Genomic DNA, 17,462 nt, shown 5'->3' with positions numbered 1-17,462 from the left:
TTGAATGCGCGGGCACATCGGTTTAGCGACGGAGGCTATCGTGGCGGCATCACTGAAGGTCATCGACACCAAAATGGCAGCTTCCAACACAAAGGCCGCGGATGAGCGGCAGAAGGCGCTCGACGCGGCGCTTGCACAGATCGACCGCGCGTTTGGTAAGGGCTCGGCGATGCGGCTCGGCTCCAAGGAGACGATGCAGGTCGAGGCGATCTCGACCGGGTCGCTCGGGCTCGACATCGCGCTCGGCGTCGGCGGCCTGCCGCGCGGCCGCGTGATCGAGATCTACGGCCCGGAAAGCTCGGGCAAGACCACGCTCGCGCTGCACGTCATTGCCGAGGCGCAGAAGACCGGCGGCACCGCCGCGTTCGTCGATGCCGAACACGCGCTCGATCCGGTCTATGCTAAGAAGCTCGGGGTCAACATCGACGAGCTGATCGTCTCGCAGCCCGACACCGGCGAGCAGGCGCTCGAGATCGTCGATACGCTCGTGCGCTCGAACGCGATCGACGTGCTGGTGGTCGATTCGGTGGCGGCGCTGGTGCCGCGCGCCGAAATCGAGGGCGAGATGGGCGACAGCCACGTCGGCCTGCAGGCGCGCCTGATGTCGCAGAGCCTGCGCAAGCTCACCGGCTCGATCAGCCGTTCGCGCTGCATGGTGATCTTCATCAACCAGCTCCGCATGAAGATCGGCGTGATGTACGGCAACCCGGAGACCACCACCGGGGGCAACGCGCTGAAATTCTACGCGAGCGTCCGTCTCGACATCCGCCGCACCGGCCAGATCAAGGATCGCGAGGAGATCATCGGCAACACCACGCGCGTCAAGGTCGTCAAGAACAAGGTCGCGCCGCCGTTCAAGCAGGTGGAGTTCGACATCATGTACGGGCAGGGCGTCTCCAAGATCGGCGAGATCCTCGATCTCGGCGTCAAGGCCGGACTCGTCGAGAAATCGGGCGCGTGGTTCAGCTACGACAGCGTCAGGATCGGTCAGGGCCGCGAAAACTCGAAGAATTTCCTCAAGGAAAACACCGAGATGTGCGAGCGTCTCGAAAAAGCCATCCGCAGCCGTACCGACAAAGTCGCCGAAGAGATGATGGCCGGCCCCGAGGATGACGACATCGACATGTGAGCGAGCTTGCTGAAATTCGAAGCGGCGTTCATCCAGACGCCGCAAAGCCCGGAAAGGCCCGCCCCTGTGGCGGGCCTTTCAGTATGCCGGAACCGATCGCCTTCGTCCGCGCTTGAGTTTCATGACGATCACCGTTCACCATCTCGAGAACTCCCGCTCGCAGCGCATCCTGTGGCTGCTCGAAGAGCTGGGCCTGCCCTATGAAATCCGCCGCTACGCCCGCGATCCCAAGACGATGCTCGCGCCCGAAGCGCTCAAGCGCCTCCACCCGCTCGGCAAGTCGCCGATGATCGAGGACGACGGCCGCATCCTCGTCGAGACCGGCGCGATCGTCGAATATCTCGTCGAAAAAGGCGACGGTCGGTTCGCCGCCCCCGCACACCGCGACGCGGCGCTGCGCTACCGCCAGTTCCTCCACTATGCCGAAGGCTCGCTGATGCCGCCGCTGTTCGTGCTGCTCGTGCTCGGCCGCGTGCCGCTGTTCGGCCGCACTGCGCGTCGGCGATTCCGGCCGATGGTCGATGTGCATCTCGATTATGTCGAAACCGTCCTCGCGACGCAGCCGTGGTTTGCTGGCGACACGATCTCCGCCGCCGACGTGATGATGAGCTTCCCGCTCGAGGCCGCGCGCAGCCGCGCCGGACTCGATGAGTCGCGGCCCGCCACGATCGCCTGGCTCGATCGCATCCACGCGCGCCCGGCCTATCAGGCCGCGCTCGCCAAAGGCGGGCCCTACGCTTACGCGTGACGCGTGAAGCCGTGGCTCGGCGCATGCGGCGGCTCGATCTCGGCCGGCGCGGGCGGCTCGAGATCGCCCTCCCAGCGCGCGACCACGCTCGCCGCGATCGCATTGCCGACGACGTTGGTCGCCGAGCGGCCCATGTCGAGGAACTGGTCGACCCCGATGATGAGCAGCAGCCCCGCCTCCGGAATGCCGAACTGACCGAGCGTCGCCGCGATCACGACGAGGCTCGCGCGCGGCACGCCGGCGATCCCCTTCGACGTCACCATCAGCGTCAGCAGCATCGCGATCTGCGTGCCCAGCGTGAGCTGGATGCCATAGGCCTTGGCGATGAACAGCGACGCGAACGTCATGTACATCATCGACCCGTCGAGATTGAACGAATAGCCGAGCGGCAGCACGAAACTGGCGATCTTGGCAGGCACGCCGAACCGGTCGAGCGCTTCCAGCGTGCGCGGGAACGCCGCTTCGGATGAGGCGGTCGAGAAGGCGAGCAGCGCCGGTTCGCGGATGTAGCGGAGTAACATCCCCGCGCGCCGGCCGATCACCGCAAACGCGAGCGCACCGAGCACGATCCACAAAGTCGCCAGCCCGAAATAGACGCTGCCCATGAAATAGGCGAGCTTGAAGATCAGCCCCGGCCCATGTTCGGTCAGCGCGGCGGTGATCGCCGAGAATACCGCGATCGGCGCCAGCCGCATGACGTAATCGGTGATCTGCAACATCACGGCGGCCAGCCCCTCGGCGGCCGTAACCAGCGGCGCCGCGCGCTCGCCGACGGCGGTGATCGCCACACCGAAGAACGCCGAGAAGATCACGATCTGGAGGATCTCGTTGGTCGCCATCGCGTCGACGATCGAACTCGGCACGATATGCGTGATGATCTTGGCGACATCGAATCCGCTCGCGTCGAGCCCGACCGCGGCGTTGACCGGGGGCGGCGTGAGATGCGGGCTGAGCCCGAGCGTGTCGCCGAAATCCGAGGTGAGGTGGAACAGCAACAGCCCGAGCGTCAGCGAAACCAGGCTGGCGCCGATGAACCACCCGACCGACTTCAACCCGACCCGCCCGAGCGCGCCGGTATCCCCCATGTGCGCGATACCCACGACCAGCGTCGAAAACACCAGGGGCGCGATGATCATCTTGATGAGGCGCAGGAACACCGTCGTCAGGATCGAGAACCAGCCGGCGATGCCCTTGAGCCGCGCGGCCGCGTCGGGTGAGCCGTCATCAATACCGGCGTGGATCGTCCAGCCGAGCACGATGCCGAGCACCAGCCCGCCGAGGATGTACCACGTCAACCGCTTCGCCAAGTCTATTCTCCCGCTGGCCCCGTCTATAGCGAAGGGCATTGCCCCGGCGCCGTCAAGCGTCCTATCGGGTTCCGATGCAGCAAAATATTTTCCTGGGCCGCCGTGGAGTGTTGAAGACGGTGGGGGCGTTGCCCTTGCTCGCCGCGGCGCATGCCGTTCGCGCGGCCGAGCCAGATCTCGCCGGCCTCGCCGACATCACCAAGGACGCGGCGCCGATATCGGCCGCCGAACGGCTCGCCCGCGTTGCACGCGCGCAGGCGCTGATGAAGGCGAACGGCATCGGCGCGGTGCTGGTCGAGGCAGGATCGTCGCTGATCTATTTCACCGGCGTCGCATGGCATCGCAGCGAGCGGCTGACCGCCGCGGTCCTGCCGGCCGAGGGCGATCCGTGCATCGTCACCCCGTTCTTCGAGGAACCCTCGGTCCGCCAGACGCTCGCCATTCCGTGCGATGTGCGTGTGTGGCAGGAAGACGAAGACCCGCTCAAGCTCGTCGCCGGCTTCCTACGCGAGCGTGGTCTCGCCAGCCGCGCGGTCGGCATCGAGGAGACGGTGCGCTACTTCGCGGTCGATGGTCTCGCGCGCGCCATGCCCGACGCCAGGATCGTTTCGGCCAATCCGGTCGTGCGCGGCTGCCGGATGGTCAAGACCGCGCCCGAGATCGCGCTGATGCAGCGTGCGACCGACGTGACGATCGCCGCCTATCGTTGGGTGTATCCGCGCGTCGAGAAAGGCATGACGCGCGAGCAGATCGCCGCGCTGATGAACGCCGCGACCCGCAAGCTTGGTGGCGATCCCGAATTCGCGCTGGTGCTGATCGGCGAGGCGGCGGCCTATCCGCACGGCAGCCGTGCGCCGCAGGTGGTCGCGGACGGGCAGGTGGTGCTGATGGATTGCGGCTGCACCGTTCAGGGCTATCAATCCGATGTGTCGCGCACCTTCGTGTTCGGCACCGCGAGCAAGGACCAGCGCACCGTCTGGGACCATGTCCGCGCCGGCCAGGCCAAGGCGTTCGCGGCGGCGCGGATCGGCACGCCGGCGGGCGCGGTCGATGATGCGGTGCGCGGCTTCTACGAGACCCTCGGCTATGGCCCGCGCTACCGGATGCCGGGCCTGTCGCACCGCACCGGCCACGGGATCGGGCTCGACGGGCACGAGCCCGTCAACCTCGTCCACGGCGAGACGATGCCGCTCGCCGCCGGCATGTGCTTCTCCGATGAGCCGGGGCTTTACCTGCCGGGCAAGTTCGGCGTCCGGCTCGAGGATTGTTTCCACATGACCCCGGGCGGTCCGAAGTGGTTTTCGGTGCCGCCCGTTTCGATCGACGCGCCGCTGGGGTGACGGTCAGGGCGTGATCGTCACGATCACGCGCTTGTAGCGGGTCAGCGGCGGCGTGCCCTTGTCGGTCACCCGCACGATGAAATGCGCCTCGCGCGGCTCGCTCACCTTGGGCGCGGTGAAGTCGACCGTGTGGATGTTGGCGGCGATGCCGTTGAGGATCGGCGTCTGCCAATGGCCGATCTCCTGATAGTGGAACCACTGGAAGCTCAGGCTGTCGCCATCGGGGTCGGTGCTGTCGACCGCGCTTAGCACGAACCGCTCGCCCGATTTCACCGTCAGCCGATTCGGCCCGCTCAGCCGCACCTCGGGCGGGTGGTTGGCCTCAGCGAATGGGCGCACCGTCCAAGCGATGCGGGCGGCGAAGTCGTTCTGGAAATCGTCGCGCCAGCGCCAGATCCCGGCGCGGAAATCCTTGATCTGCCGGTCGTCTGGAACCGAGGCGCGGCCGAACTCGCGTGCGACCTGCGGGGTGAAGCTGTCGATCGCGTTGGTCCAGATCGGGCGCGTCTCCGGTTCAATCACGACCCCGCTGAACCCGCTCGGGTCGGTCGTCGCGACCGGCGGGGTGTAGAGTTCGTACCGGCCGCCCCAGCCGCCCCAATCGGGATGGTCGGGGTTGCTGAGGCCATTGGGGATCAGCGACAGGAAGGCGGGCGTGTCGCCCTCCATGCCATAGGAGACGTCCGGGTACATCGCGCCGAGCGGCCCGTGCCCCTGCTGAATGTTGTCGCGCAGCCACGCATTGCTGATCGTGCGGTTGTCGCCGCCGTCGATCAGCGTGTGGATGCCGGTCCAGGTGCCCGCGCCATAGCCGCCGGGGCTGACGACATAGAACAGATCGGGGAAAGTCTTGCGCAGCCATGCGCCGGCATCGTCCTGATCGGAGATGGTATAGACCCGCAGCTTGGCGATCAGGCGCCGGGCCACCTCGGGCGAGCGCGTTTCCCGGATCGTGGACAGCGCCTGCGCGAGCGTGTTGACGCCGCCCCAGACCGAAATCCACAGCGGGCGCGGATCGTTGCGCTCCAATGCCTCGACGATCAGCCGCGACCCGGCCGTGTCCTTGCCGGTACCGACCGCCGCCATGCCATAGCCCGGCTGGCCCTCGCGAACGAGCGCGCGCAGACGGTCGGCCGTCGGATATCCGGCCTCGTGCTTCGCCAGGTTCGGCTGAACCTTGGCATAGGCCTGGATGATGCGGCGGATCGAATCGGGATGGATGGCTGTCTTCATGTGGACGGAGGTCGTCGCGACCAGCCCTTCGAGGTCGATCTCGTTCGCATAGAGCAACAGCCGGACGAAGGATTGCGTGTCGTCGGGGTCGGCCTCGATGTCGCTCAGCACGATCATGCGGTGCCGCTCGGTCGGCGCCGGCAGCGGGGCCTGTGCGGTCGCTGGCATGACCGGAACGGCGAGCGGCATCATGGTCGCAAGCAGGATCGCCAGTTTTCGCAACGTCTTCTCTCCCTGTGGTGTTCATGGCGCCGGGCGGCGGCGGTGCCTTACAACCGGTGGATCGCGGTTGCCAGTGAAGCCAGGATGCACGGTTCGCCGCAGCAGCGCCACGCTTGAGAAGATACGCGGCCTCGCCTAAGTCGGCGGGATGATCTCGACCAACGACATTCGCCGCAGCTTCCTCGACTATTTCGAGCGCGAGGGGCATGCCCGCATCCCGTCCGCGCCGCTGGTGCCGCAGAACGATCCGACGCTGATGTTCGTGAACGCGGGCATGGTGCCGTTCAAGAACGTCTTCACCGGGTTGGAATCGCGCGCATATTCGACCGCGACCTCCTCGCAGAAGTGCGTGCGCGCGGGCGGCAAGCACAACGATCTCGACAATGTCGGCTACACCGCGCGGCATCACACTTTCTTCGAGATGCTCGGCAACTTCTCGTTCGGCGATTATTTCAAGGAACGCGCGATCACGCTCGCCTGGAACCTGCTCACCAAGGAGTGGGGTATCCCGGCGGAGAAGCTGACCGTCACCGTGTATCACACCGATGACGAGGCGTTCGATCTGTGGCGCAAGATCGCCGGCCTGCCCGAGGACCGTATCATCCGCATCGCCACCAACGACAATTTCTGGTCGATGGGCGACACCGGTCCGTGCGGCCCGTGCAGCGAGATCTTCTACGATCACGGCGACCATATCTGGGGCGGCCCGCCGGGAAGCCCGGAGGAAGACGGCGATCGCTTCGTCGAGATCTGGAACCTCGTGTTCATGCAGTATGAGCAGGTGGACAAGGCTACCCGGCTCGATCTGCCGCGCCCGTCGATCGACACCGGCATGGGGCTGGAGCGGATCGCCGCGGTGTTGCAGGGCGTCACCGACAATTACGACACCGACACGTTCAAGGCGCTGATCGCCGCCTCTACCGCGCTGACCGGCACCAAGGCCGAGGGCGAGGCCAAGGCCAGCCACCGTGTCATCGCCGATCATCTGCGCTCGTCGGGCTTCCTCGTTGCCGATGGCGTGCTGCCGGCCAACGAGGGCCGGGGCTATGTGCTGCGCCGGATCATGCGGCGTGCGATGCGCCACGCGCATCTGCTTGGCGCGAAAGATCCGCTGATGCACCGGCTCGTGCCCTCGCTGGTCGCCGAAATGGGCGCGGCCTTCCCCGAACTGGTGCGCGCGCAGCCGTTGATCGAAGCGACGCTGCTCCAGGAGGAGACTCAGTTCCGCCGCACGCTGACCAACGGCCTGCGCCTGCTCGACGAGGCGACCGCCGGGTTCGGCGAGGGGGCGGTCTTGCCGGGCGAGACCGCGTTCAAGCTCTACGACACGTTCGGTTTCCCTTACGATCTGACCGAGGACGCTCTGCGCGCCAAGGGCTTCACGGTCGATCGCGCCGGCTTCGACGCGGCGATGGCCGAGCAGAAGCGACAGGCGCGCGCGGCCTGGAAGGGTTCGGGCCAGCGCGCGTCCGACGACCTGTGGTTCGACATCGCCGAGGCGTTCGGCAGCACCGAGTTCATCGGCTATGCGACTGACGCGGGCGAGGCTCAGGTGATCGCGATCGTCAAGGACGGTGCCCGCGTCGAACGCGCCGAGGCCGGCGAGACCGTTGATATCCTCGTCAACCAGACGCCCTTCTACGGTGAGAGCGGCGGCCAGATGGGTGACGCCGGCACGATCACCGGCGACACTGTTTCGATCCGTGTCGAGGATACCGCCAAGCCGCTCGGGCGCCTGTTCTCGCATCGTTCGCACATCGACAGTGGTGCGATCACGGTTGGCGATACCGTCCGGCTCGCGATCGACGTCGAGCGCCGCGCCCGCATCCGCGCCAACCATAGCGCGACGCACCTGCTGCACGCGGCGTTGCGGCGGCGGCTGGGCGGGCATGTCACGCAAAAGGGCAGCCTCGTCGCCGAGGACCGGTTGCGCTTCGACTTCTCGCACAACAGCGCGATGACCCCGCAGGAGATCGCCGACGTCGAGGCGGACGTGAACCGTCACATTCGCAGCAACGACGCGGTGACGACGCGGTTGATGACGCCCGACGACGCGATCGCGGCCGGCGCAATGGCGCTGTTCGGCGAAAAATATGGCGAAGAGGTGCGCGTGCTCTCGATGGGCCGCGACGAGGACGCCAGCTTTTCGGTCGAACTGTGCGGCGGTACGCACGTCAACGCGCTAGGCGACATCGCCTTGTTCGAGATCGTCTCGGAGAGCGCGGTGTCGAGCGGTGTCCGGCGGATCGAGGCGCTCACCGGCGAAGCGGCGCGCGCCTACCTCAGCGCTCGCGACGAGAAGCTGCGCGAGGCGGCGGCTGCGTTGAAGGCGACCCCCGAGGACGTGCCGGCGCGCGTGGCCGCGCTGGTCGAGGAGCGCCGCAAGCTCGAACGCGAACTCGCCGAGGCAAAGAAAGCGCTCGCGCTCAGCGGCGGCGCGGGTGCCGCGCCGGCGGGGCCGGAGCAGATCGGCGGCGTCAACTTCGTCGGCCAGGTCATCGAGGGTCTCGATCCCAAGTCGCTGCGCGGCGCGGTTGATGATGTGAAGGGCCGGATCGGTTCGGGCGTGGCGATGATCGTCGCGGTCAACGAAGGCCGTGCCTCGGTCGCGGTCGGGCTGACCGCCGACGTTGCGGCGTCGCGCAGCGCGGTCGATCTGCTGCGCGTCGCCGTCGCGGTGCTCGGCGGGCAGGGCGGCGGTGGCCGGCCCGATATGGCGCAAGGCGGCGGCCCCGACGGCGCGAAGGCGGCCGACGCGGTCGCGGCGGTGCGGGCCGCGCTCGCCGAGGAACATGCTCCGGCGGCGTAAACGAACCGTCGCCCCGGCGCAGGCCGGGGCCGCTTCGTGCCTTGGCGACCGGCTCCCATCAAACGCAGCAGCCCCGGCCTGCGCGGGGCGATGCTCGCACATTCATCCCCGCGCAGGCACGTCCCACCGTTATGCTGCGGCGCAGCAATAAAACGTAACGGCCAGTTTACGCAGCACCTCTTCGGACATCCCTATCTTGTCGGGCCTGACAACAAGGAGATGCCCATGCAGCCGTTCGACAAACGTGACCGCCACGCCCTGCTGGAAACCTGGCGCGGGTCGTGGAAGTTCTTGATGTTCGGCATCGCCGTGCTCGCGTATTTGGTCGCGATCGAGCGTCCCCAATGGTTCGTGCTGCGTCCCGCCACCGGCACCGCGATCGCGCTTGCCAGTGCCGCCGAGGCCGCGCCCGCGAAGAAGGGCGCCATCGATCCGGCCAAGCCGTGATAGGCACGACTTGTCCCGTTTGTTTCGCAGTTGAGGCTCTATGATCGTTACCGCCGTTCCCGGCGCCAAGCAGGTGATCCGGGAAGTCTGGAAGCCGCTCGCGGTGCTGTTCGTCTGGGACGTCACCGTGACCGTGACCTATTATTGGCTGCCGTTCACCGCGCCGTCGCTCCCGCTCACATTGTTCGGCTCCGCGCTCGCGCTGGTGCTCGGGTTTCGCAGCAACTCGGCCTATCAGCGCTGGTGGGAAGGGCGCGGCCTGTGGGGGGCGATGATCAACGCCAGCCGCAGCCTCGCCCGGCAGGCGCGCAACTTTCTGCCCGACGAGGCGACCGACCTTAAGCGGACGATCGTTCTGCGGCAGATCGCTTACGTTAACGCGCTACGCTGCCAGTTGCGGCGGCAGAAGCCTGATGACGACGTGCTGCGCTTCTTGTCCGAAGGCGAAGCGACGCCCGCGCTGAAGCGCACCAATGTCGCCAACGGCATCGTCGAGGGTACCGGGCATCGCATCGATCTCGCCCGCCGTCAGGGGTTGATCGACACGATCCAGCAATCGGCGATGGAAAGCGTGCTGGTCGATATCGCCAATGCGCAGGGCGGGATGGAGCGGCTCAAGAACACGCCGCTTCCCAACCAGTATCGCTTCTTCCCGATGGTGTTCACGCATCTGGTCTGCATCCTGCTGCCGATCGGTCTGGTCGAGACGCTGGGGTTCGCGACGCCGCTCGGATCGTCGATCGTCGGGCTGATGTTCCTCGCCATCCTCGCGATCGGCGACGATCTGGTCGATCCGTTCGCCAACACGCTCCACGACGTACCGCTTTCGGCGATGTGCCGCACGATCGAGATCGATCTGTTGCAGGCGATCGGCGACCAGGCGCCCGCGCCGCTCGCGCCCGACAAGGACGGCGTGCTCTGGTGAGCTATACGTCACCCCGGCGCAAGCTGGGGTGGCAAGCGCGCTTGCCGAGAGAGATGCCAGCTTGCGCTGGCATGACGCGTAAAACGAAAAGGGCCGCCCGGATCTCTCCGGGCGGCCCTTTCCGTAACCAACGGCGAAGGCGATCAGCCCTCGGCCGGTTCCTCGGCCGAAACCTCGGCGGTGGCACCCGGCTCCGCGTTGGGATCGTAAGCCTCGACGAAGCCGGCCTCGTCCTTCTCGAACATCGCCGACATGACATCGACGCCCTGCGCCTGCATCTCGGCCTCTTCGGGCGAACGCGCGATGTTGATCTTGACCGTCACCGACACCTCGGGGTGCAGCGCGACCTTGACCTCGTACAGACCGATCGCCTTGATCGGCTTGTTGAGCACGATCGCCGACTTCGCGACCTTGTGGCCTTCGGCCTCGAGCGCCTCGATCAGATCGCGAACCGCGACCGAACCGTAGAGCTGGCCGGTGTTCGACGACTGGCGGATCAGCGTGATCGTCAGGCCGTCGATCGTCTTCGACTCCTTCTCGGCCTCGCTGCGCTTCGCGGCGTTCTCGGCCACGATGCGCTCACGGTTCTTCTCGAACACCTTGCGGTTGGCTTCGTTCGAACGAAGCGCCTTCTTGTTCGGCAGCAGGTAGTTACGGGCGAAACCGTCCTTCACCTTCACCACGTCGCCGATGTTGCCGAGCTTTTCGACTCGTTCCAGCAGGATCACATCCATGTGGGTCGCTCCTTACTTAACGATGTAGGGCAGCAGGCCCAGATGACGGGCGCGCTTGATCGCCTGAGCGAGTTCGCGCTGCTTCTTCGCGCTCACCGAGGTGATGCGCGAGGGGACGATCTTGCCACGCTCGGACACGAAGCCCTGGAGCAACCGAACGTCCTTATAGTCGATCCGGGGAGCGTCCTTCGCGGAGAACGGGCAGCTCTTGCGGCGGCGGAAAAATGGGCGTGCCATTGTCTATAACTCCTTATTCGCCGTCGAAATCGCGACGCGGGCGCTCGCTGCGCTCACCACGGTCGGGGCGATCGCCGCCACGGCCACCTTCACGGTCGCCACGACGCTCGCGGTCGCGCTCGCTCTTGCGCATCATCACGGTCGGCCCGGCTTCGAGCTCGTCGACCTTGACGGTCATGTAGCGGATGATGTCTTCGTTGATCTGGATCTGGCGCTCCAGCTCGACGACGACCGAGCCGGGGGCGTCGATCTCGAGCATCACATAATGCGCCTTGCGGTTCTTCGCGATCTTGTACGCGAGGCTGCGGAGACCCCAGGTCTCGGTCTTGACGACCCGACCGTTGTTGTCCTGAATGATCTTGGTGGCGGTTTCCGCCAGTGCATCCACCTGCGCCTGTGCCAGATCCTGGCGCGCAAGGAACACATGCTCGTACAGAGCCATGCGTGCATTACCTTATCTTGGCCGATCGCTGACGCCCGCACCATGCGAACGCCCCTCCGGCTGTCGTCTTCAATAGCAACCGGGGCGGAAAGCGTGTGCTTCCCACCCCGGAGTGCGTTTCCTTAGCGATTTTCGCGGCGGAAGCAAGCGCTCCTTAGTTGAACGCGCCCGCGAGGACGGCGCCGATCAGCCCGCTCGACAGTGCGACGAGCACCGCGTCATTGCCCGAGCGGACCCAATGGTAGCCGCGCGGCGGCGCGTAGAGGCGGCGGCCGCGATACGCGCGCCAGTCTCTGATCTCGCGGTAATTCTGCGCATAGCGGCGATCGAAGCGCTGGCCCTTGTTCCAGCGGCGGTAATTGTTGCGGTTGTTGACCACCGTGCGGTTCGTCACGACGGTGCGTCCATGTGGCCCTTCACGGACGACGGTGGTGCGGCGCTCCTGGTGATCGCGGCGGCCCTGCGCCTCGGCGGGCGCGATCGCGATCGGGCTGGCGAGGATCGAGGTTGCCAGCGCGGCGAGGATGAACTTTTTCACGTTTCAGCTCCTGTTTTTCAACGGCGCCTTCTCCCGGCGTCGAGAGCAATCTAGGATGCGATTGTATCAGGCCCGTCCCGACGAGAACGGTAAAGGGTCGCAAAGTGTCCCGGCTTGCGTAAGTTCGTTCAGGTTTCTACGGCGACGCGCCTGATCTGAAGGACATCAACGATGCGGGCATTCATTTTTCCGGGGCAGGGCAGTCAGGCGGTCGGGATGGGCAAGGCGCTCGCCGACGCCAGCGCCGTGGCGCGCGAGGTGTTCCAGGAGGTCGATGACGCGCTCGGCCAGCATCTCTTCCGGCTGATGGCCGAAGGGCCGGCCGAGGAGTTGATGCTCACCGAGAATTCACAGGCCGCGATCATGGCGAATGCGATCGCCACGTTGCGCGTGCTGGAGAAGGAAGGTGGCGTCCGGCTCGCCGACAAGGCCGATTATGTCGCCGGCCACTCGCTCGGCGAATATACCGCGCTATGCGCGGCGGGCGCGCTCGATCTGCCGACGACGGCGCTGCTGCTCAAGCATCGCGGCCTCGCGATGCAGGCCGCAGTCCCGGTCGGTGAGGGTGCGATGGCGGCGCTCCTCGGCGCCGATCTGGCGAAGGCGCGCATCATCGCCAACGCGGCGAGCGAGGGCGAGGTGTGCACCGTTGCCAACGACAATGATCCGTCGCAGGTCGTGCTGTCGGGCGCCAAGGGCGCGATCGACCGCGTCGTCGCGATCGCCAAGGAGTTCGGGGCGAAGAAGGCGGTGCTGTTGCCGGTGTCGGCGCCGTTCCACTGCCCGTTGATGCAACCTGCCGCCGACGCGATGGAGAAGGCGCTGGCCGAGGCGCGGATCGACGCGCCGCTGGTGCCGGTGTTCGCCAACGTGACCGCGACCCCGGTCAGCGACCCCGACACGATCCGCCGTCTGCTCGTCGAACAGGTGACCGGCATGGTGCGCTGGCGCGAATCGGTGCTGGCGATGGCGGACACCGGCGTCGCACGATTCGTCGAATTCGGCGCCAAGGTGCTGACCGCGATGGTCAAGCGAACCGCGGCGGATGTGGAAACGGTCAGCATCGTGACGATGGACGATATCGAGGCGCTGGCGAAGACGCTATGATCGCTTCTTCCCCGACGGGACGGTAGGATCGACGAGAGGAAGGATGTTCGCGCAGAGGCGCAGAGGACGCGGAGGGGTTGCGGTGCAGGATATCGATCAGATCACCCGCGACGTCATCGATCTGGCGATCCGCATTCATCGCGACCTCGGGCCGGGACTGCTCGAAAGTGTCTATGAGGCAGTTCTGGCAGGTAAACTGGCTGCGCAGGGCCATCGCGTCGAGCGTCAGAAGGCGATCGGCATCGAATTCGAGGGCATGCGGTTCGACTCGGCGTTCCGTATCGACCTGATGATCGACGAGCGCTTGATCATCGAGATCAAGTCTGCCGAAAAGCTCAGTCCCGTTCATGCCAAACAGGTGCTGACGTATTTGCGGCTTACCAAGCAGCCCGTCGGGCTGCTTCTGAACTTCGGCGGAGAGACGCTCAAGGAAGGCGTGCGACGGTTGGTCAACAACTACACGCCCTCTGCGTCCTCTGCGCCTCTGCGCGAACAAAATTCAAGGAGCAACTGATGTTCGACCTTACAGGTATGACGGCGCTGGTGACCGGCGCGAGCGGGGGGATCGGGTCGGCGATCGCACAGGCGCTGGCCGCGCAGGGTGCGCGGCTGGCGGTTTCGGGGTCCAACGCCGACAAGCTCGAGGCGTTTCGCGCTAGTCTCGGTGGTGAGCATGTCGCGCTGCCCTGCGATCTGTCCGATGCGGCGGCAGTCGACGCGCTGGTGCCGCAGGCCGTGGCGGCGCTCGGCAAGCTCGACATCCTCGTCAACAATGCCGGCGTGACCCGCGACAACCTCATCCTGCGCATGAAGGATGACGAGTGGGATCAGGTGATCCGCGTCAATCTCGAAGCCGCGTTCCGCCTGATGCGTGCGGCCGCCAAGCCGATGATGAAGGCGCGCTTCGGCCGCATCATCTCGATCACCTCGATCGTCGGCACGACGGGCAATCCGGGCCAGGCGAACTATGCCGCCTCCAAGGCGGGCATTGTCGGCATGTCCAAGGCGCTAGGGCAGGAGCTCGCGGCGCGGAACATCACCGTCAACTGCGTCGCGCCCGGCTTCATCCGCACCGCGATGACCGACGTTCTGCCCGACGCTCAGAAGGACGCGCTCAACGCGAAGATACCGGCGGGCAAGATGGGCGAGGGGGCTGACATCGGCGCGGCCGTCGTCTATCTGGCCAGCAAGGAAGCGGGATACGTCACCGGCCAGACGTTGCATGTCAACGGCGGCATGGCGATGATCTGACGGGTCGGGTGGCGCTTCGGCGCCGCCCCGAAACATCACAGCCCCTTGCGCGGGCCGGAACCGCGCTCTACGTGCAAACCGGTATTTAGACCCCACACTTCATGAGAGGGACATGAACATGAGCGAGACTGCCGATCGCGTAAAGAAGATCGTCGTCGAGCACCTCGGCGTCGAAGCCGATAAGGTGACGGAGGATGCGAGCTTCATCGATGATCTGGGCGCCGACAGCCTCGATATCGTTGAGCTGGTGATGGCGTTCGAAGAGGAGTTCGAGGTCGAAATCCCGGACGACGCCGCCGAGAAGATCGCGACCGTCAAGGATGCGATCACCTTCATCGACGAGCATAAGGGCTGATCGAGCGGGCGCCGCCTGCGCGCGGTGCCCGGCCCGTATCGGGGCCTGAAGACATAGGATCGGCTCCCCGTCCCAGGGTTCGCACAGGGGCGGGGAGCCGTTTCGTTTTGAAGAGCAATAGAAACGGAGATGGCCATGCGCCGTGTCGTCGTAACCGGATTGGGCCTTGTCACGCCGCTGGGCGCGGATGTCGAGACCGCGTGGAGCAACCTCATCGCCGCGAAATCGGGCGCGGGCACGATCACGCGCTTCGACGCGACCGATTTTCAGATGAACTATGCGTGTGAGGTCAAGCCGGCCGATCACGAATATGGCTTCGATCCGGGCAAGCGCGTCGACCACAAGGTCCAGCGTCAGGTTGATCCGTTCATCGTCTATGGCATCGACGCCGCCGGTCAGGCGATCGAGGATGCCGGCCTTACGGACATGAGCGAGGAAGAGCGTTTCCGCGCCGGTTGCTCGATCGGCGCGGGCATCGGCGGTCTGCCGGGTATTGAAAGCGAATCTTTGGTGCTCGCCGCCAAGGGGCCGAAGCGCGTTTCGCCGCATTTCGTGCATGGCCGGCTCATCAACCTGATCTCGGGCCAGGTCTCGATCAAATACGGGCTGATGGGCCCGAACCACGCGGTCGTCACCGCCTGCTCGACCGGCGCGCACTCGATCGGGGACGCGGCGCGGATGATCGCGATGGACGATGCCGACGTGATGCTCGCCGGCGGTTCGGAGGGCGCGATCTGCCCGATCGGCATCGCCGGCTTCGCACAGGCGCGCGCGCTTTCGACCGGCTTCCGCGACGAGCCATGGCGCGGCAGCCGCCCGTATGACCGCGACCGCGACGGCTTCGTGATGGGCGAAGGCGCGGGCGTCGTCGTGCTCGAGGAATATGAACATGCCAAGGCGCGCGGCGCGAAAATCTATGCCGAGGTGATCGGCTACGGCCTGTCGGGCGACGCGTATCACGTCACGGCGCCCCATCCCGAAGGCTCGGGCGCGTTCCGCTCGATGCAGATGGCGATGCGCAAGTCCGGCCTCGCGCTCGAGGACATCGACTATATCAACGCGCATGGCACTTCGACCCCGCTCGGCGACGAGCTCGAACTCGGCGCGGTGCGGCGGCTATTCGGCAGCGCGCTCGACGGCGTTTCGATGTCATCGACGAAGTCGGCGATCGGGCATCTGCTCGGCGGCGCGGGTGCGGTGGAGAGCATCTTCTGCATCCTCGCGCTGCGCGACCAGATCGTCCCGCCGACGCTCAACCTCGACAATCCGAGCGAGAATTGCGTCGGCGTCGACCTCGTTCCGCACAAGGCCAAGGAACGTAAGGTCAAGGCGGTGCTCAACAACTCGTTCGGCTTTGGCGGCACCAACGCCTCGCTGGTGATGAAGGCGATCTAGGCGAAGTGCGCAAGCTCGGTTGCCTCACGCTGCTGATCGTCCTGGCGGCGATCATCGGCTTCTTTGGCGTGCTGCATATGTGGTCGGGGCGCGGGCCGCTCACGCACAACGTCACCGTCACGGTGGCGCAGGGCAGCACGCTGGCCGGGGCATCCGAGCAATTGCAAAAGGCGGGGGCGATCACCTCGGCGAGCCGCTTCCGCATTCTCGCCAAGGTGCTGGGGACGAGCGCGCCGATCAAGGCGGGCGAGTATCGCATCCCCGCACATCTCAGCCAGGCCGATATCCTCAAGCTGCTTCAGGGCGGTCGCACGCTCCAGCGTTTCGTGACGATTCCCGAGGGGTTGCCTTCGGTGATCGTCCGCGACGTGTTGATGAAGGCGACCGAACTCAAGGGCGATGTCGTGGTGCCGGTCGAGGGGAGCGTGCTGCCCGACAGCTACAGCTTCGATCGCGGCGATACCCGTGCTGGCATGGTCGCGCGGATGCAGAAGGCGATGAACCGCTACCTCGCCGACGCATGGGCCAAGCGCGCGCCGGGGATCGTCGTGAAGACGCCGCGCGAGGCGCTGATCCTGGCGTCGATCGTCGAGAAGGAAACCGGCAAGCCGAGCGAGCGCAGCATGGTCGCGGCGGTCTATTCGAACCGGCTCAAGCGCGGCATGATGCTCCAGGCCGACCCGACGATCATCTATCCGCACACGTTCGGGCGTCCGCTCGGCCGGCGCATTCCGCCGCCGTGGATTCGCGAGGTCAATGCCTACAACACCTATGCGATGGTGGGGCTGCCAAGCGGCCCGATCTGCAACCCCGGACGCGCGAGCATCGACGCGGTGCTCAACCCGGCGCGATCCAACGCCCTGTACTTCGTCGCGGACGGATCGGGCGGGCATGTCTTCGCCGACACGCTCGAACAGCATAATGCCAATGTGATGAAGTGGCGCGCGTTCCGGAAGGAACACGGGATCTAACCGGGCGGGACCATCCCCCGTTCGTCCTGAGCGCAGGCGAAGGACGTGCCCGACGCGGATCGCTCGTGACACGCCCTTCGACTTCGCTCAGGGCGAACGGGGGTTTGGTGCCTCGAAAACCCACCACTGCGCCGGGCGCACCAACGCCGCAGTGCCTTGGAACGGCGTAACACCGATGAGGACGTGGCGCGCCTTCCGGACGGGACACGGGACAAGGGCGCTGCACACCCTCTGCCGTTCGTCCTGAGCGCAGTCGAAGGGCGTGCCCCAAG

At 66.0% G+C, this 17,462-nt stretch carries 18 protein-coding genes; 12 read left to right on the top strand and 6 right to left on the bottom strand.

Annotation, left to right across the window (positions count from 1 at the left end):
• Positions 1-40: 40 nt before the first annotated feature.
• On the top strand, positions 41-1,129 hold the full coding sequence (gene recA / locus BLS81_RS01355) for a recombinase RecA (RefSeq protein WP_371128236.1): 1,089 nt from the start codon (positions 41-43) through the stop codon (positions 1,127-1,129).
• Between the two features lie 121 nt (positions 1,130-1,250).
• Positions 1,251-1,877: a glutathione S-transferase family protein gene (locus tag BLS81_RS01350; protein ID WP_093219756.1), complete on the top strand. Its 627-nt coding sequence runs from the start codon at positions 1,251-1,253 to the stop codon at positions 1,875-1,877.
• Here BLS81_RS01350 and BLS81_RS01345 read toward each other — a convergent pair.
• Positions 1,868-3,184 carry a dicarboxylate/amino acid:cation symporter gene (locus tag BLS81_RS01345; RefSeq protein WP_093219754.1) on the bottom strand — a complete coding sequence of 439 codons (1,317 nt, stop codon included), beginning with the start codon at positions 3,182-3,184 and terminating at the stop codon, positions 1,868-1,870. The genes BLS81_RS01350 and BLS81_RS01345 overlap by 10 nt on opposite strands.
• Before the next feature lie 74 nt (positions 3,185-3,258).
• On the opposite strand from BLS81_RS01345, the gene BLS81_RS01340 reads away from it, so the two are divergent.
• The gene (locus BLS81_RS01340) at positions 3,259-4,524 is read left to right on the top strand and encodes a M24 family metallopeptidase (RefSeq protein WP_093219751.1); all 1,266 of its coding nucleotides are present in this window, start codon (positions 3,259-3,261) and stop codon (positions 4,522-4,524) included.
• Between the two features lie 3 nt (positions 4,525-4,527).
• Here the strand turns inward: BLS81_RS01340 and BLS81_RS01335 are convergent, their stop codons facing one another.
• Entirely contained in the window at positions 4,528-5,979 is a 1,452-nt protein-coding gene (locus tag BLS81_RS01335; protein ID WP_256326016.1) for a DUF1593 domain-containing protein, read from the bottom strand.
• 148 nt (positions 5,980-6,127) lie between these two features.
• Here BLS81_RS01335 and alaS point away from each other — a divergent pair, with 148 nt between their 5' ends.
• The 3 genes from alaS (at position 6,128) to BLS81_RS01320 (ending at position 10,160) form a co-directional block, all read left to right on the top strand.
• On the top strand, positions 6,128-8,788 hold the full coding sequence (gene alaS / locus BLS81_RS01330) for an alanine--tRNA ligase (protein WP_093219745.1): 2,661 nt from the start codon (positions 6,128-6,130) through the stop codon (positions 8,786-8,788).
• Positions 8,789-9,013: 225 nt separating this feature from the next.
• Complete coding sequence (locus BLS81_RS01325) at positions 9,014-9,235, top strand: hypothetical protein (protein WP_093219743.1); 222 nt, start codon at positions 9,014-9,016, stop codon at positions 9,233-9,235.
• A gap of 40 nt (positions 9,236-9,275) precedes the next feature.
• Positions 9,276-10,160, top strand: coding sequence for a bestrophin family protein (locus BLS81_RS01320; protein ID WP_093219740.1), 885 nt, complete (start codon positions 9,276-9,278; stop codon positions 10,158-10,160).
• A gap of 143 nt (positions 10,161-10,303) precedes the next feature.
• On the opposite strand, the gene rplI is transcribed toward BLS81_RS01320, so the two are convergent.
• The 4 genes from rplI to BLS81_RS01300 all read right to left on the bottom strand — a co-directional run bounded on the left by rplI (position 10,304) and on the right by BLS81_RS01300 (position 12,111).
• Positions 10,304-10,894: a 50S ribosomal protein L9 gene (gene rplI / locus BLS81_RS01315; protein WP_093219738.1), complete on the bottom strand. Its 591-nt coding sequence runs from the start codon at positions 10,892-10,894 to the stop codon at positions 10,304-10,306.
• Positions 10,895-10,906: 12 nt separating this feature from the next.
• Entirely contained in the window at positions 10,907-11,131 is a 225-nt protein-coding gene (gene rpsR / locus BLS81_RS01310; RefSeq protein WP_010543816.1) for a 30S ribosomal protein S18, read from the bottom strand.
• Positions 11,132-11,144: 13 nt separating this feature from the next.
• Positions 11,145-11,573 (bottom strand): 30S ribosomal protein S6, encoded by a 429-nt coding sequence (gene rpsF, locus BLS81_RS01305; RefSeq protein WP_093219735.1) that lies wholly within the window; start codon positions 11,571-11,573, stop codon positions 11,145-11,147.
• A gap of 154 nt (positions 11,574-11,727) precedes the next feature.
• Complete coding sequence (locus tag BLS81_RS01300; RefSeq protein WP_093219733.1) at positions 11,728-12,111, bottom strand: RcnB family protein; 384 nt, start codon at positions 12,109-12,111, stop codon at positions 11,728-11,730.
• A 171-nt stretch (positions 12,112-12,282) separates the two neighbouring features.
• Here BLS81_RS01300 and fabD point away from each other — a divergent pair, with 171 nt between their 5' ends.
• The 6 genes from fabD (at position 12,283) to mltG (ending at position 17,190) form a co-directional block, all read left to right on the top strand.
• Positions 12,283-13,218 carry an ACP S-malonyltransferase gene (fabD, locus tag BLS81_RS01295; RefSeq protein ID WP_093219731.1) on the top strand — a complete coding sequence of 312 codons (936 nt, stop codon included), beginning with the start codon at positions 12,283-12,285 and terminating at the stop codon, positions 13,216-13,218.
• Positions 13,219-13,300: 82 nt separating this feature from the next.
• The gene (locus BLS81_RS01290; RefSeq protein WP_093219729.1) at positions 13,301-13,732 is read left to right on the top strand and encodes a GxxExxY protein; all 432 of its coding nucleotides are present in this window, start codon (positions 13,301-13,303) and stop codon (positions 13,730-13,732) included.
• Positions 13,732-14,469: a 3-oxoacyl-[acyl-carrier-protein] reductase gene (gene fabG, locus BLS81_RS01285; protein ID WP_093219726.1), complete on the top strand. Its 738-nt coding sequence runs from the start codon at positions 13,732-13,734 to the stop codon at positions 14,467-14,469. Before BLS81_RS01290 ends, fabG begins: the two co-directional genes overlap by 1 nt.
• Positions 14,470-14,587: 118 nt before the next feature.
• The gene (locus BLS81_RS01280; RefSeq protein WP_069207325.1) at positions 14,588-14,824 is read left to right on the top strand and encodes an acyl carrier protein; all 237 of its coding nucleotides are present in this window, start codon (positions 14,588-14,590) and stop codon (positions 14,822-14,824) included.
• Between the two features lie 135 nt (positions 14,825-14,959).
• Entirely contained in the window at positions 14,960-16,219 is a 1,260-nt protein-coding gene (gene fabF, locus BLS81_RS01275) for a beta-ketoacyl-ACP synthase II (protein ID WP_093221677.1), read from the top strand.
• A gap of 5 nt (positions 16,220-16,224) precedes the next feature.
• Entirely contained in the window at positions 16,225-17,190 is a 966-nt protein-coding gene (gene mltG, locus BLS81_RS01270; RefSeq protein WP_093219724.1) for an endolytic transglycosylase MltG, read from the top strand.
• The last annotated feature ends 272 nt before the right edge of the window (positions 17,191-17,462 follow it).

It is taken from the genome of Sphingomonas sp. NFR15 (assembly GCF_900103265.1).
Lineage (GTDB): Bacteria > Pseudomonadota > Alphaproteobacteria > Sphingomonadales > Sphingomonadaceae > Sphingomonas > Sphingomonas pollutisoli.
Note: the sequence above shows the minus strand (reverse complement) of the source record. Positions and strands in the feature narration are given on the sequence as shown.